Origin of the sequence: Aeromonas bestiarum, assembly GCF_000819745.1 — a bacterium.
Classification (GTDB): Bacteria; Pseudomonadota; Gammaproteobacteria; order Enterobacterales; family Aeromonadaceae; genus Aeromonas; species Aeromonas bestiarum.
On the sequence record NZ_CDDA01000029.1, the window covers coordinates 1 to 24,024 of the forward strand.

Annotated in this window: 22 protein-coding genes, 3 tRNA genes and 2 pseudogenes; 15 read left to right on the plus strand and 12 right to left on the minus strand. The window is 56.9% G+C overall.

Going from position 1 to position 24,024, the window contains the following annotated elements; translation table 11 throughout:
- Positions 1 to 175: 175 nt before the first annotated feature.
- Entirely contained in the window at positions 176 to 511 is a 336-nt protein-coding gene (locus BN1118_RS21295) for a lysozyme inhibitor LprI family protein (RefSeq protein ID WP_167336112.1), read from the plus strand.
- Positions 512 to 953: 442 nt separating this feature from the next.
- Positions 954 to 1,352 carry a hypothetical protein gene (locus BN1118_RS21830; protein ID WP_156995020.1) on the plus strand — a complete coding sequence of 133 codons (399 nt, stop codon included), beginning with the start codon at positions 954 to 956 and terminating at the stop codon, positions 1,350 to 1,352.
- Between the two features lie 122 nt (positions 1,353 to 1,474).
- Here the strand turns inward: BN1118_RS21830 and BN1118_RS21835 are convergent.
- A pseudogene (locus BN1118_RS21835) lies at positions 1,475 to 1,612 on the minus strand (IS5/IS1182 family transposase); the annotation flags it as partial.
- A gap of 27 nt (positions 1,613 to 1,639) precedes the next feature.
- On the opposite strand from BN1118_RS21835, the gene BN1118_RS21840 reads away from it, so the two are divergent.
- Positions 1,640 to 2,155, plus strand: coding sequence for a DUF2147 domain-containing protein (locus BN1118_RS21840; protein WP_156995022.1), 516 nt, complete (start codon positions 1,640 to 1,642; stop codon positions 2,153 to 2,155).
- A gap of 164 nt (positions 2,156 to 2,319) precedes the next feature.
- On the opposite strand, the pseudogene BN1118_RS21300 reads toward BN1118_RS21840, so the two are convergent.
- From BN1118_RS21300 to BN1118_RS14630, 4 genes and pseudogenes are all read right to left on the minus strand, one after another.
- Positions 2,320 to 3,084, minus strand: a pseudogene (locus BN1118_RS21300) (integrase core domain-containing protein); the annotation flags it as partial.
- Positions 3,085 to 3,176: 92 nt separating this feature from the next.
- Positions 3,177 to 3,252 (minus strand) — tRNA-His (locus BN1118_RS14620).
- A 52-nt stretch (positions 3,253 to 3,304) separates the two neighbouring features.
- A tRNA-Arg gene (locus BN1118_RS14625) sits at positions 3,305 to 3,381 on the minus strand.
- Between the two features lie 37 nt (positions 3,382 to 3,418).
- A tRNA-Pro gene (locus BN1118_RS14630) sits at positions 3,419 to 3,495 on the minus strand.
- A 203-nt stretch (positions 3,496 to 3,698) separates the two neighbouring features.
- On the opposite strand from BN1118_RS14630, the gene folD reads away from it, so the two are divergent.
- Complete coding sequence (gene folD, locus BN1118_RS14635) at positions 3,699 to 4,562, plus strand: bifunctional methylenetetrahydrofolate dehydrogenase/methenyltetrahydrofolate cyclohydrolase FolD (protein ID WP_043556841.1); 864 nt, start codon at positions 3,699 to 3,701, stop codon at positions 4,560 to 4,562.
- Between the two features lie 110 nt (positions 4,563 to 4,672).
- Here the strand turns inward: folD and cspD are convergent, their stop codons facing one another.
- Complete coding sequence (cspD, locus tag BN1118_RS14640) at positions 4,673 to 4,891, minus strand: cold shock-like protein CspD (protein WP_005300025.1); 219 nt, start codon at positions 4,889 to 4,891, stop codon at positions 4,673 to 4,675.
- Between the two features lie 229 nt (positions 4,892 to 5,120).
- Between cspD and clpS the strand changes: the two genes are divergently transcribed.
- Positions 5,121 to 5,438, plus strand: coding sequence for an ATP-dependent Clp protease adapter ClpS (clpS, locus tag BN1118_RS14645; RefSeq protein WP_005310725.1), 318 nt, complete (start codon positions 5,121 to 5,123; stop codon positions 5,436 to 5,438).
- A 60-nt stretch (positions 5,439 to 5,498) separates the two neighbouring features.
- Positions 5,499 to 7,751 (plus strand): ATP-dependent Clp protease ATP-binding subunit ClpA, encoded by a 2,253-nt coding sequence (clpA, locus tag BN1118_RS14650; protein ID WP_043556842.1) that lies wholly within the window; start codon positions 5,499 to 5,501, stop codon positions 7,749 to 7,751.
- Between the two features lie 67 nt (positions 7,752 to 7,818).
- On the opposite strand, the gene infA is transcribed toward clpA, so the two are convergent.
- The 3 genes from infA to aat all read right to left on the minus strand — a co-directional run bounded on the left by infA (position 7,819) and on the right by aat (position 9,526).
- On the minus strand, positions 7,819 to 8,037 hold the full coding sequence (gene infA, locus BN1118_RS14655; RefSeq protein ID WP_005300033.1) for a translation initiation factor IF-1: 219 nt from the start codon (positions 8,035 to 8,037) through the stop codon (positions 7,819 to 7,821).
- 68 nt (positions 8,038 to 8,105) lie between these two features.
- A complete protein-coding gene (locus BN1118_RS14660; RefSeq protein ID WP_043556843.1) occupies positions 8,106 to 8,822 on the minus strand; it encodes an arginyltransferase in 717 nt (238 codons plus the stop codon).
- Positions 8,819 to 9,526 (minus strand): leucyl/phenylalanyl-tRNA--protein transferase, encoded by a 708-nt coding sequence (aat, locus tag BN1118_RS14665; protein WP_043556844.1) that lies wholly within the window; start codon positions 9,524 to 9,526, stop codon positions 8,819 to 8,821. Before aat ends, BN1118_RS14660 begins: the two co-directional genes overlap by 4 nt.
- Positions 9,527 to 9,545: 19 nt before the next feature.
- Here aat and BN1118_RS14670 point away from each other — a divergent pair, with 19 nt between their 5' ends.
- Entirely contained in the window at positions 9,546 to 10,016 is a 471-nt protein-coding gene (locus BN1118_RS14670) for an outer membrane lipoprotein (RefSeq protein ID WP_043135952.1), read from the plus strand.
- Positions 10,017 to 10,120: 104 nt separating this feature from the next.
- Here BN1118_RS14670 and BN1118_RS14675 read toward each other — a convergent pair whose 3' ends face one another.
- From BN1118_RS14675 to ald, 3 genes are all read right to left on the minus strand, one after another.
- The gene (locus BN1118_RS14675; RefSeq protein ID WP_043556845.1) at positions 10,121 to 11,368 is read right to left on the minus strand and encodes a diguanylate cyclase; all 1,248 of its coding nucleotides are present in this window, start codon (positions 11,366 to 11,368) and stop codon (positions 10,121 to 10,123) included.
- Positions 11,369 to 11,425: 57 nt separating this feature from the next.
- A complete protein-coding gene (trxB, locus tag BN1118_RS14680; protein WP_043135959.1) occupies positions 11,426 to 12,376 on the minus strand; it encodes a thioredoxin-disulfide reductase in 951 nt (316 codons plus the stop codon).
- Between the two features lie 181 nt (positions 12,377 to 12,557).
- Positions 12,558 to 13,673 carry an alanine dehydrogenase gene (gene ald, locus BN1118_RS14685; protein ID WP_043556846.1) on the minus strand — a complete coding sequence of 372 codons (1,116 nt, stop codon included), beginning with the start codon at positions 13,671 to 13,673 and terminating at the stop codon, positions 12,558 to 12,560.
- A gap of 150 nt (positions 13,674 to 13,823) precedes the next feature.
- On the opposite strand from ald, the gene lrp reads away from it, so the two are divergent.
- From lrp to miaE, 8 genes are all read left to right on the plus strand, one after another.
- Positions 13,824 to 14,315, plus strand: coding sequence for a leucine-responsive transcriptional regulator Lrp (lrp, locus tag BN1118_RS14690; RefSeq protein ID WP_005300047.1), 492 nt, complete (start codon positions 13,824 to 13,826; stop codon positions 14,313 to 14,315).
- 201 nt (positions 14,316 to 14,516) lie between these two features.
- Positions 14,517 to 17,039 (plus strand): DNA translocase FtsK, encoded by a 2,523-nt coding sequence (locus tag BN1118_RS14695; protein ID WP_043556847.1) that lies wholly within the window; start codon positions 14,517 to 14,519, stop codon positions 17,037 to 17,039.
- 73 nt (positions 17,040 to 17,112) lie between these two features.
- The gene (gene lolA, locus BN1118_RS14700; RefSeq protein ID WP_043556901.1) at positions 17,113 to 17,721 is read left to right on the plus strand and encodes an outer membrane lipoprotein periplasmic chaperone LolA; all 609 of its coding nucleotides are present in this window, start codon (positions 17,113 to 17,115) and stop codon (positions 17,719 to 17,721) included.
- A 76-nt stretch (positions 17,722 to 17,797) separates the two neighbouring features.
- Positions 17,798 to 19,135 carry a replication-associated recombination protein A gene (locus BN1118_RS14705; protein WP_043556848.1) on the plus strand — a complete coding sequence of 446 codons (1,338 nt, stop codon included), beginning with the start codon at positions 17,798 to 17,800 and terminating at the stop codon, positions 19,133 to 19,135.
- A 387-nt stretch (positions 19,136 to 19,522) separates the two neighbouring features.
- Positions 19,523 to 20,818, plus strand: a complete 1,296-nt coding sequence (gene serS / locus BN1118_RS14710; RefSeq protein ID WP_043556849.1) for a serine--tRNA ligase — start codon at positions 19,523 to 19,525, stop codon at positions 20,816 to 20,818.
- Between the two features lie 187 nt (positions 20,819 to 21,005).
- Entirely contained in the window at positions 21,006 to 21,494 is a 489-nt protein-coding gene (locus tag BN1118_RS14715; protein WP_042869859.1) for a CvpA family protein, read from the plus strand.
- A gap of 21 nt (positions 21,495 to 21,515) precedes the next feature.
- Positions 21,516 to 23,036 carry an amidophosphoribosyltransferase gene (purF, locus tag BN1118_RS14720; protein WP_043556850.1) on the plus strand — a complete coding sequence of 507 codons (1,521 nt, stop codon included), beginning with the start codon at positions 21,516 to 21,518 and terminating at the stop codon, positions 23,034 to 23,036.
- 198 nt (positions 23,037 to 23,234) lie between these two features.
- Entirely contained in the window at positions 23,235 to 23,993 is a 759-nt protein-coding gene (miaE, locus tag BN1118_RS14725; protein WP_043556851.1) for a tRNA isopentenyl-2-thiomethyl-A-37 hydroxylase MiaE, read from the plus strand.
- The last annotated feature ends 31 nt before the right edge of the window (positions 23,994 to 24,024 follow it).

Sequence of the window (24,024 nt, forward strand, 5' to 3'; positions counted from 1 at the left end):
ATGACCTACTTCAAGATTAGCCTTTCAACGCATAATTGGGACAGCGCCTTTGAGAAAGGCTCCTCTGATTTCTTCATTAGAGACAAAAATACGCCGATTACATCAAAAACAACCCCTCCTTGAGCCAATATGAGCCTGGGCGTAACAGAGCTAAATATCTAACTGGAGAATAACTGTGAAAAGACTATCTTTTGCTCTTTTTTTTATATCATTGAGTGTGTTTTCAAACACAGATCGTAATTGTGATATCTCTGCGCCATCTACCAATCTTGCTGCTTGTTATGAAAGTAAATCAAAACAAGCTGATGCTGAGTTAAACAAAACATATAATAATTTAAAATCTACATTGTTATCTAGCGGTTATGATAAGCAATCTAAAGAAAAATACTGGAGTCAACTGGTTCAATCCCAAAGATATTGGATTAAGCTCAGAGATGCTCAGAGATGCTCAGAGATGCTCAGTGTTACGCGAGGGGAGCTTTTTTTGAAGACAGTTCTATTGCTCAACTGATAGAGATTAAAAAATGCCTTATGAATGTAACAAAGGAAAGAGTGTTTTTTTTGAATAATGAGATTCAATTCATTCATGATTTACCTTGATAGGCAAGGCTGATGGCCAAGGACGGCTCTGCATCAGTTTTGTGCCCATCAGATGGTTGTGTAGCATATATTTATAAAGCAACATATTAGGCAAAAAATATAGAGGGAAGTGGCCTGTCCAAGTCGCTTATTTAATTTGAACGGTAGTTATCCAGTAACAAATTCAGTCCAGGTATCCATCATGGGGAGGCGTTGATCCAGTAAGTCCGTACGGTGGGAAAATCTGGGAGCCCAATATTTTTGACTCTGCTAGATACTCAACCATTTACTCCGCAGGAAATGGGTAAAAAGTGGTATGGACGGCTTTGTCGAGATTTTGTTGAGCAGCGTATTATAACTCTAGAGTAACTTAAATGAATAAATATTTGGTCTTGGTTTTTATTCTGTTGTCTTCTGTCTGCCGTGCTGAAGATGTCGGCGTAGACTATCGATGCTTTGTTAGTCCCAATGGTAAAATTAAAATGCGAATGATGTGGGCCTCCACTGTAGGTTGGGTTGGAGGATATGTTCAATATGGGAAAAATAAAGATAAAATAACTATAGTCCAAGTGAATTATGAAGAAGAGACGAATGACGAAGGTCGACCGTATGCTGTTAATAGTGACTGGGTTGAAATAGTTGATGGCAAGGTAAATGGACGGTATCACTTTGGTTACCAAGGTGCTAACTTTGACAATGTGTTTTATATAAATGTTAAAGGAAAGAAATTTGATTTCTCTCAGGCATTAGAAAATTATGAGGATTGTTTTTGATTACGGTGGTTGTGAAATACTGAGGCACCTCATTCATCGGGTGTACAGATCTAGTTATCACCTGACGGCGTTGTTGCCCAAATCAACCATCAAGTCATCACTTCCCCAGCCCCGGGTGACCGCTACACTCGGGGCTTTCTGACAGGCAGACCTAGGGTATTCAGTTTGTTTATGGCACCTACATACGCCATGACTTCTCCCACTTGGCCGTTGTAGTTACGCAGACAGATTTTCCCCGCCAGCAACTGCTTGAACCGATATCACCCAGTAGGTATTGATAATAGTGAGTGCAAATTCGTGAGGTTATAATGAGGAAGTATGGTTTTTTAATTTTCATTTTAAATTTAATTTCCCCCACTTTGTTTGTGAGCGCGGCTGATATTATTCAAGGGCCCTATAGGATAAGTAATGATACAGCGAGCGTTCAAATTGAGGAAAAAGATGACATAAACTGTCCATTATCTATGGTTATTTATGATAAAATATCACATTATGAGCTGGATAAAATATGTGAGAACGGCGATTACCCGAATCTTAGGAGCGTTTTTTTCTTTACTCTGAAAGGTGTGAATCATATAGGAACTATAGTTTCATGGCATAGTAAGCATCAGGCAGAAGGGATTGATGAGACAAATATTGAAGTTAATATTTATAAAAAGAACGCTGGTGGAGAATATACTTTTGATAAAGCAAAGACTTTGGATCCAGTTTTAAGTGGCACAGAGGATGGTACCGGTGATGGAACATATAAGTTTAACAATGCAATATCGGTAAAGAAGTATATGAAAGAAAAATATGGTTAAGAATTTGGTAAGGTGCAATAGACATCCAGTAAAAATATGGGGTGCACACCTTGTTCATAGCTGTTTAGCTGCATGTTAAAGATCATTGATGGCAGCTGATAAGCTGGTAGTAGCATGAACAAATATAGTTGCCACCTGACACCGGTCTCAAACCGGTGTCTTGCTTACCCCACTTTAGATCGCACTTCTTTCGGTATCAGTTTCAACCTCTTCTTGAACATGCGGTAGGGGGTCTATCCCTCTATAATTCTGCCCTGATGTGGCTGCTGGGTGTTGTAGTGATCAAGGTAGCTGTCCAAGTCTGTCTGCATCTGCCCCACTAACTCATACCAAGTTGTCTTCCCCTTGATACGGAAGTGTTCATCGAGCAAGGTTCGATGTAGCCGCTCGATAAACCCGTTGCTCTGCGGTCTGCGCGCCTTGGTGGTCTGTAGCTTAATCCCCTCCAGTTGCAGAAACAGCTCGTAGGATGATGGTCAGGGTGTCCGCAGAACTCACGCCCGTTATCCGGCAGGATGGTATAGACCCGCGCCTCGTGAGCCTCGAAGAACGACAGTGTCGTTTCATTGAGCACATGGACTGAGGTAACTGGCAGCTTGCTGGTGTAGAGCCGTCCCCAGGCGTGGCGGTTGTAGCGGTCCAGCACGGTTTGCAGATACACCTTACCAACCCCTTGAGCTTGCTGATGAAGAAGGTGTCGACCGTCACCAGTTCCTCGATGTAGTGGATTTCTAGCTGGCGTTCTCGAAACTACGGACTGAAGTGCTCAAGCAGGTGAATTTGCTCATCGTTAAGCCCAATCGCCTATTCTCGATGGTCCATGTGAGGTGTAACAAGCGGTTGAGTTTAGAGAGCAAATGCATGCCACAGACACGGCCAGCACCGACGCTGATGCCTTTTAGGGTGAGTACCTGTGAGGCCCGTTGCGGACATTTTTACAGGCAATCGTCAGCACACAAGGAGGGGGTTTATTTCTACTGGATTTAAATAGATAGGATTGGGTGTTTTTTAAAGGAGGAAATGGGGTGGCTGATGGGGCTCGAACCCACGACAACCGGAATCACAATCCGGGACTCTACCAACTGAGCTACAGCCACCACTGAAAATTTCCATTAATACTATCCATCCCTGGGAGGGAGGATTCATTAATGGTGCGCCCTGCAGGATTCGAACCTGCGACCCACGGCTTAGAAGGCCGTTGCTCTATCCGACTGAGCTAAGGGCGCTCTGTATCGATCAGCCAAGGTGGCTCATCGATGAACTTGGTCGGTGATAAAGGATTCGAACCTTTGACCCTCTGGTCCCAAACCAGATGCGCTACCGGGCTGCGCTAATCACCGAAAATTTCTTGTCCAGCATACCGATAGCGGCGGTACTGGGCAACGGGCGGGCATCATACCCAAGCGGGAAAGGCAGCGTCAACGTATTTTTCCGCTAGTAAATTCAAGTGCCTACTTATTGCCCGCCCAGCGAGCGCTGCTAACACCCGCGCCAAAAAAATGCGACAATGCGCGGCAGTTGAACACATGGTGAGTGAAGAACGATGTCTGCCAAAATCATTGATGGAAAACAGGTTGCGCAAACGATTCGCAATCAGGTCGCAGCGCAAGTCCAACAGCGGTTGGCACAAGGGAAACGGGCGCCAGGTCTGGCGGTGATCCTGGTCGGAGTGGATCCGGCATCTCAGGTCTATGTCGGCAGCAAGCGCCGCGCCTGTGAAGAGGTGGGGTTTATCTCCCGCTCTTACGATCTGAGCGCGACGGCGAGCCAGGAAGAGCTGCTGGCTCTGATCGATCGGCTCAATGATGATGCGGACGTAGACGGCATTCTGGTGCAACTGCCGCTGCCGGCCCATTGTGATACGACTCAGGTGTTGGAGCGTATCCGTCCCGACAAGGATGTGGATGGCTTCCACCCGTACAACGTGGGCCGTCTGGCGCAACGTATTCCGGCGCTGCGCCCCTGTACGCCCAAGGGCATCATGACGCTGATTGAGGCTACGGGTGTCAAGACACACGGCCTGCATGCGGTAGTGGTCGGGGCATCCAATATTGTGGGGCGCCCGATGACGCTGGAGCTGCTGCTGGCCGGTTGTACCACGACCACTTGTCACCGCTTCACTCAGGATCTGGAAGATCAGGTGCGTCGCGCCGACTTGCTGGTCGTGGCCGTGGGCAAGCCGAACTTCATTCCGGGGGAGTGGATCAAGCCGGGGGCCCTGGTGATCGATGTGGGCATCAATCGTCTGGCCGACGGTTCTCTGGTGGGGGATGTGGAGTTCGAGACGGCGCGTAATCACGCCTCCTTCATCACTCCGGTTCCGGGGGGGGTTGGTCCCATGACGGTGGCTAGCCTGATGGAAAACACCCTGAGTGCCTGCCAGGACTACCACGACCAAGCCCTGTGATGGTCGATGAAGCCCACGTCTGACGGGCTTCACGCTCGCAATCGCGCAGCGCAATAAAAAACCCGGCGACCTTGCGGTTAGCCGGGTTTTTTATTTATCCAGTTCGACTCTTACATGTTCTGTGCTTCGTTTGGCACGATGACAGAGGCGTGATTTCCTTTCGGCCCCTGCTGCAGTTCGAAGTTGACTGCCTGACCTGCTTTCAAGGTCTTGTAACCTTCCATTTGTATCGTGGAGTAGTGGGCGAAGATATCTTCACCACCCCCTTCCGGACAGATAAACCCAAATCCTTTTGCGTTGTTAAACCACTTGACTGTTCCGGTTGCCATACATCTACATCCTTTTATTGATTACCCTGAAGTCGTTGAGTAACCTGCGCCAGCCCTTTATAACTAGTAGCATAAGCCCATAGCAGACGGGCGCCGATTAGCAAGTAACCAATCTAGTCTAACTTTTGAGCGAGTCAAGGAGTTGTTAACAACTGATGTGATCTGGTTAACAAGTCTATTGACAATCTTGTGTTAGACGGTAGTAATCTAGAGGTACCGAAGCGCGATTATGAGCAAGCAGAAAGAACTCTTTGCTAATGAAGAGATTGCACAAGCAGAGAAAACGAAGCTGCAACCGCCACCCATGTACAAGGTCGTCCTGAACAACGACGACTACACACCGATGGAGTTTGTGGTGGAGGTGCTGCAAAAGTTCTTTGGTATGGATTTGGACAAGGCCACCCAGGTGATGCTGAGTGTGCATTATAGTGGTAAGGGAGTTTGTGGCACGTTCACCGCCGAGATTGCCGAAACCAAAGTGGTCCAGGTCAACACCTATTCACGTAACAACGAACATCCACTGCTGTGTACCATGGAAAAGGCTTGAATCTGATGACTTGATGGCGATGACGACACCACATTGTTGCTGTACTGAGGGGAGGTGCCTATGTTGAATAAAGATCTAGAAAAGACGCTGAACGAGGCTTTCAAACTGGCCCGTGACGAGCGCCACGAATTCATGACCGTCGAGCACCTGTTGTTAGCCCTGTTGGATAACAGCTCAGCCCATGAGGCGCTGAGTTCATGTGGTGCTGATGTGGAACTGATGCGCAAAGAGATTAGCGCATTCATCAGTCAAACAACCCCGCTTATTCCTCGCGATGATGAAGACCGTGAAACCCAACCCACGCTTGGCTTCCAACGGGTGCTGCAGCGTGCCGTGTTCCATGTCCAGTCTTCTGGCAATACCGAAGTCAGCGGCGCCAACGTGCTGGTTGCCATCTTCAGCGAGCAGGAGTCCCAGGCGGCCTACTTCCTGAAGAAAGCCGAGATCAGCCGGCTGGATGTGGTCAATTTCCTCTCCCACGGTGTGCGCAAAGACAGCAAACCGGATAACAGCGGTAACAACGCCGAGTCCGATGACGATGTCTCTGCTGCCCAGATTGAGAGTTTTGCGACCAACCTGAACCAGCTGGTGCTGGAGGGGCGTATCGACCCGCTCATCGGCCGCGATCAGGAGCTGAGCCGCACCATCCAGGTACTGTGCCGTCGCCGCAAGAACAACCCGCTGTTGGTGGGGGAGGCTGGAGTAGGCAAGACCGCCATCGCCGAGGGGCTGGCCTATCGCATCGTCAAGGGTGATGTGCCCGAGGTGATTGCCGGCAGCACCATCTATTCACTCGACATGGGCTCCCTGCTGGCGGGCACCAAATACCGTGGTGACTTCGAGAAGCGCCTCAAGGTGCTGCTCAAACAGATAGAGCGCCAGGAAGGTGCCATTCTGTTCATCGACGAGATCCACACCATCATTGGGGCCGGGGCCGCCTCAGGTGGCCAGCTGGATGCGGCCAACCTCATCAAGCCGTTGCTCTCCAATGGTTTGCTGCGCTGTGTCGGGTCGACGACTTACCAGGAGTATTCCCAGATCTTCGAGAAAGACCGCGCGCTGGCCCGTCGCTTCCAGAAGATCGATATCGTCGAGCCGAGTGTGGATGACACCACTCGCATCCTGATGGGGCTCAAGAGTCGTTACGAATCGCACCACGGCGTGCGTTACACCGTCAAGGCGATCCGGGCTGCGGTCGAGCTGTCGGCCAAGTACATCAATGACCGTCATCTGCCTGACAAGGCGATCGACGTGATCGACGAGGCGGGGGCAGGGCAGCGGCTGCTGCCGGTGAGCAAGCGCAAGAAAGTGATCAATGTGCCGGAAATCGAAGCCATAGTCGCCAAGATAGCCCGCATCCCGGAGAAATCAGTCTCTTCCTCCGACAAGGAAGTACTGAAGAACCTGGAGCGCAACCTCAAGATGGTGGTGTTTGGCCAGGACAAGGCAATCTCTGTGCTGACCGATTCCATCCGCCTGTCACGCTCGGGCCTTGGCAATGAACGTCGTCCTGTGGGTTGCTTCCTGTTTGCAGGTCCGACCGGGGTGGGCAAGACAGAGGTCACCCAGCAGCTTGGCAAGGCGCTCGGGGTGGAAGTACTGCGTTTTGACATGTCCGAGTACATGGAGCGACACACAGTCTCACGTCTGATTGGCGCGCCTCCCGGTTATGTCGGCTTTGAACAGGGCGGCTTGTTGACCGACTCGGTGCTCAAGCATCCGCACTCAGTGGTGCTGCTGGACGAGATCGAGAAGGCACACCCGGATGTGTTCAACCTGCTGCTGCAGGTGATGGACAACGGGACCCTGACGGATAACAACGGGCGCAAGGCAGATTTTCGCAACGTGATCCTGGTGATGACCACCAACGCCGGCGTGCAGGAGACCCAGCGCAAGTCCATCGGCTTCCAGCAGCAAGACATGAGCCACGATGCCATGGCGGTGATCAACAAGACGTTCAGTCCGGAATTCCGCAACCGGCTCGATCACACCATCTGGTTCAACCATCTGGACATGACGGTGATCCATCAGGTGGTCGACAAGTTCATTGTCGAGTTGCAGGTACAACTGGATGCCAAGGGAGTGTCTCTTGAAGTGTCCGAGGGTGTCCGCCACTGGTTGGCCGAGAAGGGATATGACAGGGCCATGGGAGCCAGACCCATGGGACGGGTCATCCAGGAACACCTCAAGAAACCCTTGGCCAATGAGATCCTGTTCGGATCACTGGTTGATGGGGGGGTAGTGAAGGTTGAGTTGGTAAATGACAGCCTCAGCTTTGATTTTCAGGTCAATATTGAAGCTGTCTCCCACTAGGCACCATAGTTAGAAAGCGACAAAAAACCCCAACCGAGAGGTTGGGGTTTTTTGCTGAATTCCTGGCTTAGCGAGAGCGGAAAACAATACGTCCCTTGGAGAGATCGTACGGAGTCAGAGCTACCGTTACTTTGTCCCCAGTCAGGATACGGATGTAGTTTTTGCGCATCTTGCCGGAAATATGAGCGATAACCACGTGACCATTTTCCAGTTCCACACGGAACATGGTATTGGGCAGGGTTTCGAGAATGGTGCCCTGCATCTCAATACTGTCTTCTTTAGCCATTGAATCCTCTTGATAAGCCACAACAAAAATCCGCTGGATCATGCCGGATTTAAGGCTATGTGTAAAGTTTACTCGGGCTTGGTGTCGATATTTTTCCATTCCCCCTGGATCAGGCGCTCGTGGGGCAGGTATTGGCGCTTGTAATTCATCTTGCGACACTCCTCCACCAGATAGCCGAGATACAACCAGGTACGACCCGTACGTCTGGCCAGTTCCAACTGACTCAGGATGGCGAAGGTGCCGAGGGAGCGATCGGCATGGGCCGGATCGAAGAAGGTATACATGGCACTCATGCTGTGGGGCAGCAGATCCGTGGTGGCGACCCCGATCAAGCGGTTGTCCTTGCGCATCTCCAGATAGAGGGGCGGCATCCAGTCACAGTGCAAAAAGCCCTTGTACTGGGTTCGGCTGGGGGGATACATGCTGCCATCATGGTGGCGCTCGCGAATGTAGCGCTCGTAGAGCTGATAATATTCGGGTTTGTCGTCGTAGCTGAGCACCAGTTCCAGGTCCTGATTCAACTGGTGGATCCGCTTCTGGCTGCGGCTCGGCACGAAACGCTCGCTGTGGATGCGCAAGGACTGGCAGGCACTGCAGGCGGGGCAGTGAGGTCGATAGATGTCGTTGCCACTGCGCCGAAATCCCGCCGTCAGCAGCCGCTCATAGCCGCTGGCATTGAGCAGGTTGTGGTCCATCAATACCAGCAGTTGCTCCTGCTCATGGCCAAGGTAGCTGCATTGATGCTTGGGGGTCAGCCCTACCTTGAGGATCACTTCTTCTGTCATAGGCTGATGCTCCCCGATTGCCAGCAGTTCTCCGCCAATGGCTGTCGGCTCAGTTGGGCCAGGGCCGTCAAGAAGGTGGCCCTCGGCCACTCCTGGATCCCCATGGTGGCCAGGAAGTCATTTTGCATCTGGCAGTCGATCAGCGCGCCGCCATGGCGGGCGAAGTGCTGGCAGAGCGCCATCATGGCCAGTTTGGCGCCGTTGTCGATGCGACTGAACATGGACTCGCCACAGAAGAGGCGGCCGAGTGAGAGACCATAGAGACCGGCTTGCAGCTGGCCATCCTGCCAGATCTCGACTGAGTGGGCATGGCCAAGGCGGTGAAGTTGTCGATAGGCGTCGATCATGGGCGTGCTTATCCAGGTTCCACTGGCACTGCGACGGGGGGCGGCGCAGGCCGCTATTACCTCATTAAAGGCGCGATTGATGGAAATATCGAATGAGGTACGGCGGATAAATTTGCGCAGGCTGCGATTGACGTGCAACTGTTCCGGAATGATGACCCCTCTGGGATCTGGTGACCACCACAGCAGCGGCTGGTGGGGCTCATTCCACGGGAAGATCCCCTTGTGGTAAGCTGCCAGCAATCGGTCAGGGGAGAGATCCCCCCCGATCGCCAGCAGGCCATTGGGTTCTTCCAGGGCGTGCTCGGGGTCGGGAAACCAGCACAGCTCATCATCCAATTGGGTAAGATAGCGAGACATAAGGCGAAGAGGTTCACAGATGAAGGCCATTATCCTGATAGTATCCAGCTTGTTCTGCTTTGTCACTGCGCCCGCCTGGGCCCAGGTCTACGAGCGCAACACGGCGCGGCCCGTGGATCAGGTGGTGTTTGGCCAGGTCGAGACGGTGCGCAATATCACCCAGCGTCAGATCCTGGAGTCCGAGCACTCCGGCTGGAAAACCCTGGGGGGCGCCGTATTGGGCGGCTTGCTTGGCAACCAGTTTGGCGGCGGCCACGGCCGTGAAATAGCCACCGCAGTCGGCGCGCTGGCCGGGGCGGCTGCGGCGCAGCAGTATCAGTCTGGCGGCACTGTGGTGGAGAACAAGCTGGTGGAGCTGCTCATTCGCAACGAGCAGAACGGGCTCATCAATGTCATTCAGGATTATGATCCGGCCATGGTATTCATGAACGGCGACAAGGTGCGCATCCTCTATTTCAACGATGGGGTGCGGGTCGACAAGACCTATTGAGTGGAACCAGGAAGGAAGTAGGGGGAGAGGGGGAGCAACCCGACGACATCCACAGTGAGGATCCGTCGGGCGGTACTACACGGTGCTCATCTGCCGAGGTCTGCTCAGGCCGATGAGTCCTGAGACACTATCTTGTCGCGACCTGTGTTCTTCGCCTGATAGAGCAGGCGATCCGCCTCGCTCAGTGCCTCGTCCATGGAGACGCGCCCGACCTTGATCACCCCGAAACTGGCGCGAGCAAACAGCGGGATCTCCCGTGACAACGGCTGTTGACGCAGTTGCTGGCGCAGCCCCTCCAGCCGCTTGAGCAGCACAGGTACGGTGCAATGGGGCACCATCAGGGCAAACTCCTCGCCGCCAAAACGGGCGATCATGGCATCGGGGAAGAACTGGGTGAGCAACCGGGTCAGGTGACAAAGCAGCTGATCGCCGATGGCATGACCCCAGTGATCGTTGACCTGCTTGAAGTGATCCACGTCGAGCACGCAGAGGGCGAGTGGCGTCTCCTGGCGCTGATGCTCCTCAAACCACTTCTGTCCCTCATTGAACCAGTAACGCCGGTTATAGAGCCCGGTCAGGTAGTCGCGGTTGGCCGACTCCTGAATGCTGTTGAACTGTTCAAGAGCCTCCAGATTGTGACTGACCCGGCACTGCAACTCTTCCGGTTCAAACGGCTGGTTGAGAAAGTCGTTGGCGCCCTGTTTGAGGTAGCGGGCGGAGAGGCCGCGCTTGTCCGACACAGAGATCCCTATGATGGCGAGCTGCTGCTTGCTGTAACGCTCCCGCAGCATGCGCACCAGGCTGATGCCGTCGATCTCCGGCATGTAGTAGTCGACCAGCACCAGCCGAATGGCCGGGTTCTGTTCAAGCTGGGCCAGGGCATCGCGGGCATGGCTCGCCTCATGTACCTGCAGCAACTGCTTGCGCAGCTGGGCCATGGTGCGATGACGGGAGGTGCGTGAATCATCGACCACCAAGACCTCAATTTTCTGATTGAGATAGAGGCGATGCACCAGACTGACTGCGTATTGCAGTGAGTGGCGCGAATCCTTCATCACGTAATCCAGCACCCCGGCCTCCAGCCAGGCTTCCCGCTTGTCTTCGCTGATGTCGGCGGTGAGGATCACCACCGGCAGGCCCAGTTCCAGCAGCACCTTGACGGCTTCCCCGCTGGGGGCATCCGGCAGGGTGAGATCGACCAGGGCCACCACATACTCTTCCCCCTGGCAATGACGGGCGCCCTCCAGGGTATTGAACGCATCGATTTCCAGACCTGTTTGCTGTGCTATGGCCTGGATCAACATGCGGCGGATCGTCAGACTGTCTTCGACAATCAATATTTTCTGTTTCATCCGGCTCCTTAAAATAAAAAGGCATGCCTCACGGCATGCCTTTTATATCCCTTGCGCTTATTGCGCGTCCAGATATCGCTCGGCGTCGAGGGCTGCCATGCAGCCGGTGCCGGCAGAGGTGATGGCCTGACGGTAGGTGTGGTCGGCCACGTCCCCGGCGGCAAAGACCCCTTCGATGCTGGTCTGGGTGGCAAAGCCGTCCAGTCCGCCGCGTACTTTCAGGTAGCCGTTCTGCATCGCCAGCTGACCGTCGAAGATCTGGGTGTTGGGCTGGTGACCGATGGCGATGAAGACCCCCATCAGCGGCAGCTCTGAGGTGGTCTCATCCCGGGTGCTGCGCAGACGCACGCCGGTCACGCCCATCTGATCGCCCAGCACTTCGTCCAGGGTCTGGTGGGTGTGCAGCACTATGTTGCCACTCGCTACCTTGTCGTGCAGCCGCTTGATCAGGATCTTCTCGGCGCGGAACTCGTCGCGGCGGTGAATGAGGTGCACCTTCTTGGCGATGTTGGCCAGATAGAGCGCCTCTTCCACGGCGGTGTTGCCGCCGCCGATCACGGCCACTTCCTGGTTGCGATAGAAGAAGCCGTCACAGGTGGCGCAGGCGGAGACGCCGCGGCCCTTGAACGCCTCTTCGGAAGGCAGCCCCAGATACTTGGCGGAGGCACCGGTGGCGATGATCAGCGCATCACAGGTGTACTCGGCGCTGTCGCCCTTGAGGCGGAACGGACGCTGGGTCAGTTCCACCTCATTGATGTGATCAAACAGGATGCGGGTGTCGAACTTCTCCGCATGCTCTTTCATGCGGTCCATCAGGGCCGGACCTGTCAGCCCCTCGGGGTCACCGGGCCAGTTTTCCACTTCGGTGGTGGTGGTCAGCTGACCGCCTTGCTGCATGCCGGTGATGAGCAGGGGATTGAGGTTGGCGCGGGCCGCATAGACGGCGGCGGTGTAACCGGCCGGGCCTGATCCCAGGATCAGCAGTTTGCTGTGAGTGACTTGGCTCATGATGTGATTTCCGAGACGTGATGAGTTTGCGCGATTGTAGGTAATTCGAGATCCGGGGTCAAAGGCCAGTGAGTCGATTGTGGCAATCGGCCGTCGGTGCGAGTTGGCGTGCATTCGGGCATAAAAAAACCGCCCATCGCGGGCGGATTCTGACTCATCGACTCCCCGGGCGGGGCGGCGATCAGTTCAACAAGGTCAGCGGATCGGCGCAGGCCAGGCCATGGGCCTCGGCCACCTCTTTGCAGGTGACGTGACCCGCCATGATGTTGAGTCCGTGGCGCAGGTGGGCATCCTTGAGCAGTGCCTCCCGATAGCCTTGCTCCGCCAGCTTGATGATGAAGGGGAGGGTGGCGTTGTTGAGGGCCACGGTTGAGGTGCGGGCTACCGCCCCCGGCATGTTGGCGACACAGTAGTGCACCACCTCGTCGACCAGGTAGGTGGGATCTTCATGGGTGGTCGGGTGGGAGGTCTCCACGCAGCCGCCCTGATCGATGGCCACATCGACGATGGCAGAACCCGGTTTCATGCGGGCAATGTGGTCACGGCTGACAAGTTTTGGCGCAGTGGCGCCGGGCACCAGCACGCCACCGATGACCAGGTCCGCCGCCAGCAGATGGCGCTCCAGGGTCTCGCGGTTGGAGTAGACCACCTTGGCGGCTCCCTGGAACTCGCTGTCGAGGCGGCGCAGGGTGTCGACATTGTTGTCGAGTATGGTCACATCGGCACGCAGGCCAATGGCCATGCGGGCTGCGTTCGAACCCACTACGCCACCCCCTATGATCACCACCTTGGCCGGCTCGACCCCGGGTACGCCGCCGAGCAGCATGCCGCTCCCGCCACGGGATTTTTCCAGCGCCTGGGCGCCCGCCTGAATAGACATGCGTCCCGCCACTTCCGACATGGGGGCCAGCAAGGGCAGGCCGCCACGGCTGTCGGTGACGGTTTCGTAGGCGATGCAGATGGCTCCGCTCTTGATCAGCTCCAGGGTCTGGGGCAGATCGGGCGCCAGATGCAGGTAGGTAAAGAGGGTCTGGCCCGGGCGCAGCATGGCGCGTTCGACGGCCTGGGGCTCCTTCACCTTGACGATCATCTCGGCTTTGGCGAAAACCTCTGCGGCGGAGGCCAAAATTTCGGCACCGGCAGCGCGATAATCTGCATCACCGAAGCCAATGCCGTTTCCGGCGCCGCTTTGGACGAAAACAGTATGGTTTCGTGCTGTTAGTTCACGTACACTGGCCGGAACCATGCCTACGCGATATTCATGGTTTTTTATTTCTTTAGGTACACCGATAATCATGCTATCCCTCGTCTATCGATTGGTGTTTTTTGTTGCAAAAATGTTAAGCAACATTTGCGCCTAGTATATTCAGGTATTGACAGGATTTGTGACCATAATTATAAAATGACTGGTGATTCTTACCAAAAAATAGCCAAAGGATGGAATAAAATGATGGAAGCTAAGAGTCGGCTAAAGGATTTGGACAGGATTGACCGCAACATTCTGAATGAGCTGCAAAAGGATGGCAGGATTTCGAACGTTGAGTTGTCCAAACGAGTTGGCCTGAGTCCTACACCGTGTCTGGAACGGGTTCGTCGCCTTGAGCGACAAGGTTATATCGAGGGATATGCCGCTATTCTGAACCCTCATTATCTGGACGCGTCTCTGCTGGTGTTCGTGGAAATTACCCTCAATCGCGGTGCACCGGATGTGTTTGAACAGTTCAACAAGGCTGTTCAGGTGCTCGAAGAGATCCAGGAGTGCCATCTGGTCTCCGGCGATTTCGACTATCTGCTCAAGACCCGCGTCAGCGACATGTCGGCCTATCGTCGCCTGCTGGGGGAAACCCTGCTGCGACTGCCCGGTGTCAATGACACCCGCACCTACGTGGTGATGGAAGAGGTCAAACAGAGCAGTCGTCTGGTGATCAGCACCCGTTGAGTTGGGTTATGCTGTGGCTTGCCAGGCTTATGACAAGTCACGACAGTCAGAAACGAGCGGCCGGTCCGCTCGTTTCTTCTTATCGCGTTGGTTGTGAATATGGCCCAGCCCATCAGGCACTGGCTGACAATCGGTGGGCTTTTCAGGGATACTAGGCCCCCTTATCCCCTGCATTACATGTTTTCAGAAAGGAGCCGGAGTTTGGCCGATAAAAAGCTGTTTACTCCTTTATCAGGTACACAACGGATCTTCGAAGCCGTCTTGATCGCCATCACCCTGATGGCTGCCTATCTCTTGCTTGCCCTGTTGTCCTATCACCCGGCCGATCCCGGTTGGTCCCAGACCTCCTGGCAAGGGGAGGTGAAGAACCTCGCCGGTAGCGCGGGGGCCTGGCTCGCCGACATCACCATGTTCACCTTTGGGGCCTTCTCCTATCTGGTTCCCCCCCTGGTCGTCCTGCTGGGCTGGAGCCTGTTCTGGCGTCCGAGCCGGCTGCTGGACGTGGACTACCTTACCCTGTCGGTACGGATAGTGGGTTTTGTGCTGACCGTGCTCGGCATGTCCGCCATCGCCAGCATGAACTTCAACGACATGCAGAATTTTTCCGCCGGCGGTCTGGTGGGGGATGTGATCTCCTCCGCCGTGGTGCCGCTGTTTGGCGGCGTCGGGGCCAACCTGATGCTGCTCTGCTTCGTGGCCACCGGTATCACACTGTTCACCGGCTGGTCCTGGCTCACCATAGTCGAGCGGATCGGTGCTACCTGCACTGGCTCGGTCAGCGCGGTTTACCACTTCCCCACCACCCTGGGTCGCTGGTTGACCGGCGGCTGGCGCCAGCCCCGTTTTGAGGGACCGGATCCCCTGCTGGAAGGGGGCCTGGGTGCCATCGAGCTGGAAGAGGATGAAGAGGACGATCCTCACACCAGCTGGACCCGCAATCCCAAGGGCAAGACTGGCAAGGGCCAGAAGACCAAGTCCGATGAGTGGCTGCCCGAGCTCGATGACGACACCTTCCAGTTCGATCCACAATTTGATGATGAAGACGACGAGCCGGCGCCTGTGGCCAAGCCCAAGCGCGCCGCTGCTGCCACTGCCCGTCGCCAGCCGGCCCTGACCACGGCCGATGACGAGGATGAAGAGTTCGATCTGCCCTGGGCCGAGGGTGATGACGACGTGGCCGCACCGGTCGCCGTTGCGCCGAGCAAGCCCAAGCGTCGTCCACAGCCAGGCATGGCGCCCTTGCCGAGCCTGGAGCTGCTGGACAGGCCGCCTGCCAAGACCCAGATGATGAGCAAGGACGAGCTGGACCGCATGGGCCGTCTGGTGGAGGCAAAACTCGCCGACTACAACGTGCAGGCCAAGGTGGTCGGTGTCTATCCGGGCCCCGTCATCACCCGTTTCGAACTGGATCTGGCGCCGGGCATGAAGGCGAGCAAGATCACCAACCTGTCGCGCGATCTGGCTCGCTCCCTCTCCGCCAGCAGCGTGCGGGTGGTGGAAGTGATCCCGGGCAAGACCTTCGTCGGCATCGAGCTGCCCAACCGGGTGCGCCAGACCGTCTACCTGCGCGAGACCCTCGACTGCGAGGCCTTCCGTGACAGTCGCAACCCGCTCACCATGGGCCTGGGTCAGGACATAGCCGGCGAGCCGGTGGTGGTGAATCTGGCCAAGATGCCGCACCTGCTGGTGGCCGGTACCACAGGTTCGGGCAAGTCGGTGGGGGTGAACACCATGATCATCTCCATGCTCTACAAGTCATCGCCGGACGATCTGCGCTTCATCATGATCGACCCCAAGATGCTGGAACTCTCGGTCTACGAAGGGATCCCCCATCTGCTGACCGAGGTGGTCACCGACATGAAGGATGCCGCCAACGCGCTGCGCTGGTGCGTGGGCGAGATGGAGCGTCGCTACAAGCTGATGTCGGCGGTCGGGGTGCGCAACCTCAAGGGTTACAACGACAAGGTGCTGGCTGCGGCTGCCGAGGGCGAGCCCCTGCGGGATCCGCTGTGGCGCCCGGGTGACTCCATGGATCAGATGCCGCCGGAGCTGGAGAAGCTGCCCCACATAGTGGTGGTGGTGGACGAATTCGCCGACATGATGATGATCGTCGGCAAGAAGGTGGAGGAGCTTATCGCCCGGATCGCCCAGAAGGCGCGGGCCGCCGGTATTCACCTCATTCTGGCGACCCAGCGTCCCTCAGTGGATGTGATCACCGGCCTCATCAAGGCCAACATTCCGACCCGCATCTCATTCCAGGTGTCGAGCAAGATCGACTCGCGCACCATTCTGGATCAGGGCGGCGCCGAATCCCTGCTCGGCATGGGCGACATGCTCTACATGCCGGCCGGTACATCCAACCCGACCCGGGTGCACGGCGCCTTCGTCGATGACCACGAGGTGCACAAGGTGGTGGCAGACTGGAAACTGCGCGGCGAGCCGAACTACATAGAGGAGATCCTCTCCGGCGAGTCGGGCGGCGAGGGTGGCAGCGGCGAATTTGGCGGGGGCGGCGATGAAGAGCTGGATCCCCTGTTCGACGAGGCGGTGGCCTTCGTGGTGGAGTCCCGCCGTGGTTCCACTTCCAGCGTGCAGCGCAAGTTCAAGATTGGTTACAACCGGGCCGCTCGTCTCATCGAGCAGATGGAAAACCAGGGCATCGTCAGTTCGCCAGGTGGCAATGGTCAGCGCGACGTGCTGGCACCGCCCCCGGTACGAGACTAAGCCTCATCCCACTATCCTGGCCATGCCCTCAGCGGCGTGGCCTTTTATCGAGATCGTCGTTATGAAAAGCATGATGAAAAAACAACTGTTGATGGGAACCGTACTGCTGGTCGCCAGCAGCCAGGTGTGGGCCGATGCGGCCAGCGACCTCAAGCAGAAGCTGGCGGGTGTCAGCCTCTTCTCCGCCAAGTTTGCCCAGACCGTCTATGACAGCAAGGGCAAGGAGCTGCAAAAGGCCGGTGGCGACCTGCTGGTGCAGCGTCCCAATCGCTTCAACTGGCACACCACCTCGCCGGACGAGAGCCTGATCGTGGCCGATGGCAAGGACGTCTGGGTCTACGATCCCTTCGTCGAGCAGGTGACCGCCCTCAAACTCAAGGATGCGGTGCTCAACACCCCCTTCATCCTGATCGCCGGCAACGACGACAAGTTCTGGAAAAACTACGACGTGACCCAGCAGGGGGACGTCTACACAGTCACCAGCCGCAACAAGGATGAGCTGATCGCCTCCTTCCGCGTCACCTTCGATCGCGACAACAACATCAGCCGCTTCGATGTGAAAGAGGCCCAGGGGCAGTGGAGCGAATTCACCCTGAGCAGCTTCAATCGCAAGCCGGTGCTCAAGGGCAATGAGTTTGTCTTCAAGATCCCGAAGGGGGTCGAGCTGGACGACCAGCGCTGATGAGCCATCTTTCTTTGGATTTATCGTCGAACCGTCTTCCACTGGCGATCGACGAGGTACTGGACTGTCACCGCAGATGAGCAACTTGTCGCTGGATTTCTCGTCGGATTTTCGCCCGCTGGCGGCCCGGATGCGGCCGCAAAACCTCGACCAGTACATAGGTCAGCAGCATATCCTAGGGCCTGACAAGCCCCTGCGCAAAGCCATACTGGCCGGCCACTGCCACTCGATGATTTTGTGGGGCCCGCCCGGTACCGGCAAGACCACGCTGGCCGAACTGATGGCGCATTACTGCCAGGCCGAGGTGGAGCGACTCTCTGCGGTCACCTCCGGCATCAAGGAGATCCGCGCCGCCATCGACAAGGCGAAGGAGAACAGCTGGCGCGGGGTACGCACCATCCTCTTCGTGGATGAGGTACACCGCTTCAACAAGAGCCAGCAGGATGTGTTCCTGCCCCACATCGAAGACGGCACCATCACCTTCATCGGCGCCACCACCGAAAACCCCTCGTTCGAACTCAACAACGCACTGCTCTCCCGGGCACGGGTCTATCTGCTCAAGCGGCTGGAAGAGGAGGACATACTCGCCATGCTCGATCAGGCGATGCAGGATCCGCGTGGTCTCAATGATCCGACCCTGGCCTTCGCCCCCGGGGTGAAGGCGGCGCTGGCCAAAGCCGTGGATGGTGACGGGCGCAAGTCCCTCAACTATCTGGAGCTGCTGGCCGACATGGCCGAGACCAATGGCGAAGGGAAGAGAGTGATCGACAGCGCTCTGCTTGCCGCCGTAGTGGGGGAGCACGTGGCACGTTTTGACAAGGGCGGCGATCACTTCTACGACCTCATCTCGGCGGTACACAAGTCCATTCGCGGTTCCGCCCCCGATGCGGCCCTCTACTGGTACGCCCGCATGGTGAGCGCCGGTTGCGATCCCTTGTATATCGCCCGTCGCTTGCTCGCCATCGCCTCGGAAGACGTGGGCAATGCCGATCCGCGGGCCATGCAGGTCGCCCTGTCGGCCTGGGATTGTTTCCATCGCATCGGTCCGGCGGAAGGGGAGCGGGCCATCGCCCAGGCGATCGTCTACCTCGCCTGCGCCCCCAAGAGCAATGCGGTCTACACCGCCTGGAAGGCGGCGCTCAACGATGCCAAAAACCTGCCCGACTTCGAGGTGCCCGCGCACCTTCGCAACGCCCCCACCAAGCTGATGAGCGAGCTGGGCTATGGCGCCGAGTATCGCTACGCCCACGACGAGCCGGGGGCCTATGCCGCCGGCGAGGCGTATTTGCCGCCGGAATTGGCGGGCAAACAGTACTACCAGCCCACGGATCGCGGTCTTGAGAAGCAGATAGCCCAGAAGCTTGACTACCTCCATGAGCTGGACCGGCAGAGCCCGCAACAAAGGGGCAAGTAGCAGGCCGTCGCCTGCGCCCTCGACCAGCCCTGCCGGCAGACCCGTGGCCCCTGAATGCACTTGTTCAAATGAGGCAGTTCAGGTACCGGTTTGCCGCTGTGGTCAGGAATGGGGAGTGAGGGAGTATCCCGAGCCTTGCCGACCGGCAAGGTCCGTGAAAACGACACAAATAGTCCCTGTTCGGGCGGGGGGGCGGTCTGATACACTGGCCCTCTGACCCCGCTTGTCTCGGCCTTGCGCCATCTTCTTGATTTCGAAGGCCTGTTTTTGAAGGCTCGATCCTGAAGACGATAGGGGTGCGCCAACCGATGTTAACTTCCGGATCTGTTCTCTCGCCCGGTCATGATGACCCAGGCCCAGATCCCATTTTAAAAAAGTAGGTAAACCATGCTGGATCCCAAATATCTGCGTAGCGAGATTGACGAAGCTGCCGCTCGTCTGGCGACACGTGGCTACGTTCTGGACGTAGCGGCTGTCAATGCTCTGGAAGAGAAACGCAAGGATCTGCAGTCCCGTACCCAGGAGCTGCAGGCCGAGCGCAACGCCCGCTCCAAGTCCATCGGTGAGGCTGCCCGTCGTGGTGAAGATGTGGCCCCGCTCAAGGCCGAGGTGACCAAGATCAACGACGAGCTTGAAACCAGCAAGGTTGAGCTCGAGGCGCTGCTGCGCGATCTCAAATCCATCTCCGACGCCATCCCCAACCTGCCGAGCGAGACCACGCCGGTGGGCCGCGACGAGAACGACAACGTGGAAGTGCGCCGCTGGGGTACCCCGCGCGTGTTCGACTTCCCGGTGCGCGATCACATCGATCTGGGTGAAGCGGCCAAGGGCGTGGATTTCAAGAACGGCGTCAAGCTGTCCGGTGCCCGCTTCGTGGTGATGAAGGGCCAGATTGCCCGCCTGCACCGCGCCCTGGCGCAGTTCATGCTGGACCTGCACACTCTGCAGCACGGCTACACCGAATGCTACGTGCCTTATCTGGTGAACCCGGACAGCCTGTACGGCACAGGTCAGCTGCCGAAGTTCTCCGAAGACCTGTTCAACACGGGGATCGAGGGTGAAGGGGAAGACGAGGGCAAGATGCGCAAGTTCTCCCTGATCCCGACCTCCGAAGTGCCGCTCACCAACATGGCCCGCGACGAGATCTTCGATGAGCAGGAGCTGCCCATCAAGATGACGGCCCACAGCCCCTGCTTCCGTTCCGAAGCCGGTTCTTATGGCCGTGACACCCGTGGTCTCATCCGCATGCACCAGTTCGACAAGGTCGAGATGGTGCAGCTGGTTCACCCGGAAAAATCCTGGGAAGCGCTGGAAGAGATGGCCGGTCATGCCGAGAAGGTGCTGCAACTGCTGGAGCTGCCGTATCGCGTGATGGCGCTGGCCACCGGTGACATGGGCTTCTGCGCCGCCAAGACCTACGATCTGGAAGTCTGGCTGCCGGCCCAGAACACCTACCGTGAGATCTCCTCCGTCTCCAACTGCACCGATTTCCAGGCGCGCCGCATGCAGGCTCGCGTGCGTATCGACGGCAAGCCCCAGCTGCTGCACACCCTGAACGGCTCCGGCCTGGCCGTGGGTCGTACCCTGGTAGCCGTGATGGAGAACTACCAGCAGGAAGATGGCCGCATCGCCATCCCGGCTGCGCTGCAATCCTACATGGGTGGCCTGACCCACATAGGTTAAGCACACTCGGATCAACACAACGCCATGGCCATGCCATGGCGTTGTGCGTTTGGGCGCCGAATCCTGGTATCGGCGCCGAAAAAAGTGCTTCATCCGGCCCCTGGCTGAACATTTAACACATTTTTATCAAGCATTGCGCAATCGTTTTTGTTAGACTGCGCCGCAATTTCGCAGGACACTTTTTCCTATGGTCTGGATTGATTACGCCATCATCGGCATCGTCGGTTTCTCCGCCCTCATCAGCCTGGTGCGCGGCTTCGTCAAGGAAGCCATGTCGCTCGTCACCTGGTTTATCGCCTTCTTCATCGCCAGCCATTTCTATCCCGATCTCGCCATCTACTTCACCTCGTTCAGCGACCCTCTGGTACGCAACGGCCTGGCCATCGCAGCCCTGTTCGTGGCGACCCTGATCCTGGGTGGCGTGGTGAACTACGTGGTGGGTCTGCTGGTGGAAAAGACCGGCCTGTCAGGAACGGATCGGGTGCTCGGCATCTGCTTCGGCGCCATTCGCGGGGTACTGATCGTCAGTGCCCTGCTGTTTTTTATGGATACCTTCACCAGCCTCTCCCAGAGCGACTGGTGGGTGGCGTCCAAACTGGTTCCCGAGTTCAAGCCGGTGATCCAGTGGTTTTTCGGGTTCATGTTGAACTCGTCCAGTTTTCTTAAACAGGTATAGTGACTTCGAGGTAGCAAAGACATGTGTGGTATTGTCGGTATAGTTGGCACCACCCCCGTCAATCAGGCCCTCTACGACGCCTTGACGGTGTTGCAGCACAGGGGACAGGATGCCGCCGGGATCGTGACCATAGAGAGTGGAAACTTCCGGCAACGCAAGGCCAACGGCCTGGTGAAGGACGTGTTTGAAGTGCGCCACATGCAGCGTCTGCAAGGGAACATCGGCATAGGTCATGTCAGATATCCCACCGCAGGCAGCTCAAGTGCCGCTGAAGCCCAACCTTTTTACGTGAACTCCCCCTACGGCATGGTGCTGGCCCACAACGGCAACCTCACCAACGCCAAGGAGCTCAAGGAGCAGCAGTTCAAGGTGGCCCGTCGCCACATCAACACCACCTCGGATTCCGAAGTGCTGCTGAACGTGCTGGCCCACGAACTGGATCTGTGCGACAAGATGGCGCTGCGGCCGGAAGACATCTTCTCGGCGGTGCGCAAGGTGCACCAGCAGATCCGCGGTGCCTATGCCGTGGTCTCGCTGGTGATCGGTCACGGCCTCATCGGCTTTCGCGATCCCAACGGCATTCGCCCGCTGATCCTGGGTCGTCGGGCTGATGAGCAGGGCCAGGTGGAGTACATGCTCGCCTCCGAGAGCGTGGCGCTGGACGCCATAGGTTTCGAGACGGTGCGTGACGTCGCCCCCGGTGAAGCCATCTACATCACAGAGCAGGGCCAGCTCTTCTCCGAGCAGTGTGCGGAAAACCCGCAGATGAGCTCCTGCATCTTCGAATACGTCTATTTCGCCCGTCCCGACTCCTGCATCGACAAGGTTTCCGTCTACGCCGCCCGCCTCAACATGGGTCGCAAGCTGGGCCGGAAGATTGCACGGGAGTGGGAAGATCTCGACGTGGATGTGGTCATCCCCATCCCCGAGACCTCCTGTGACGTGGCGCTGGAGATAGCCCACACCCTGGACCTGCCATACCGTCAGGGCTTCGTGAAGAACCGCTACATAGGCCGTACCTTCATCATGCCGGGCCAGACCCAGCGCAAGAAGTCGGTGCGTCGCAAGCTCAATGCCATCAGCTCCGAATTCAAGGGCAAGAAGGTGTTGCTGGTAGACGATTCCATAGTGCGCGGCACCACCTCCGAGCAGATCATCCAGATGGCCCGTGAGGCAGGGGCGGCCAAGGTCTACTTCGCCTCGGCGGCACCGGAAATTCGTTTCCCCAACGTCTACGGCATCGACATGCCTACCGCCAATGAGCTGATCGCCCACGGTCGGGAAGTGGAAGAGGTGTGCAAGCTGATCGGTGCCGATGGCCTGATTTTCCAGGATCTGGAAGATCTGAAAGAGGCGGTGCGGGAGATCAACCCCGAGCTGCGTCACTTCGAGACCTCTGTGTTCAACGGTCACTACGTCACCTCGGACGTGGATCAATCCTATCTGGATCACCTCAACGCCCTGCGCAGCGACGACAACAAGGCGGTACGTGAGTGGCAGGAAGGCACCAGCAATCTGGAAATTTTTAACGAAGGCAGTTAAACGTTTTCGCTTGATATGACAGATATGAGATGGGGGCCATGGCCCCCATTGTCTTGTCCGGGCGGCGGGGCAGGGCGTTTATCTGCTTTAAAAATAGTCACTTATACCGCCGGGTGTGGGCAGCGGCGGCGGGATCCGCTAGCATGGGCAGCCGCGCCAATCGCGCCGCCGTATCAACCAGAACAGACGAGAATTCAGATGGATGACCTGCTAGCCCCCGTGCGCCAGTTTTTGCAGTGTGAGACCCCGGATGCCTGGGTCGAGATGGCGCGGGATCCCGGCTGGTTGCCGACCCTGCTCATCGATCACGCCAACTGCGAGAACAAGGCTGCGCTCACAGCCCACAGCCTGGTGCGGCGCTACTGCCTGCCCAAGGGCAAGCGCCATCTGTTGCCCAAGCTGGAGTTTTATCGGGAGCTGGATGCCATCCCGGAGAAAGCCGAGATCCTGGGCAAGCGCAGCATGGGGGAGTCCGACCGTACCGTGTTCGAGGAGCTGGCCCGCAACCTGCTGCTGTTTCCCATGGTGCGTCTCATCCAGGAGGAGCTGCACCACTTCGAGCAGGTGCTGGCGCTGATGGCTGCGCGCAACATCCCTTATGGCCCGGTGACCGCCTCCCGCTACGCCCGCAACCTGATGCGGCATGTGCGTACCCATGAACCTGCCACCCTGGTCGACAAGCTGATCATCGGTGCCTACATAGAGGCTCGATCCTGCGAGCGCTTTGCCAAGCTGGCGCCCCATCTGGACGAGGAGCTGGGTCGCTTCTATGTCTCCCTGCTGCGCTCGGAGGCGCGCCACTACCAGGACTATCTGGCGCTGGCCGAGCAATACGCGGGGGAGGATATCAGCGAGCGGGTGGCTTATTTTGGCAAACTCGAAGCCGAGCTTGTCTGCTCGCCGGATCTGCAGTTCAGGTTCCATAGCGGGCTGCCTGTCAGATCTGACAGTTGTTGACGCAAGAGGCACTGCCTACCATGGCCATGTT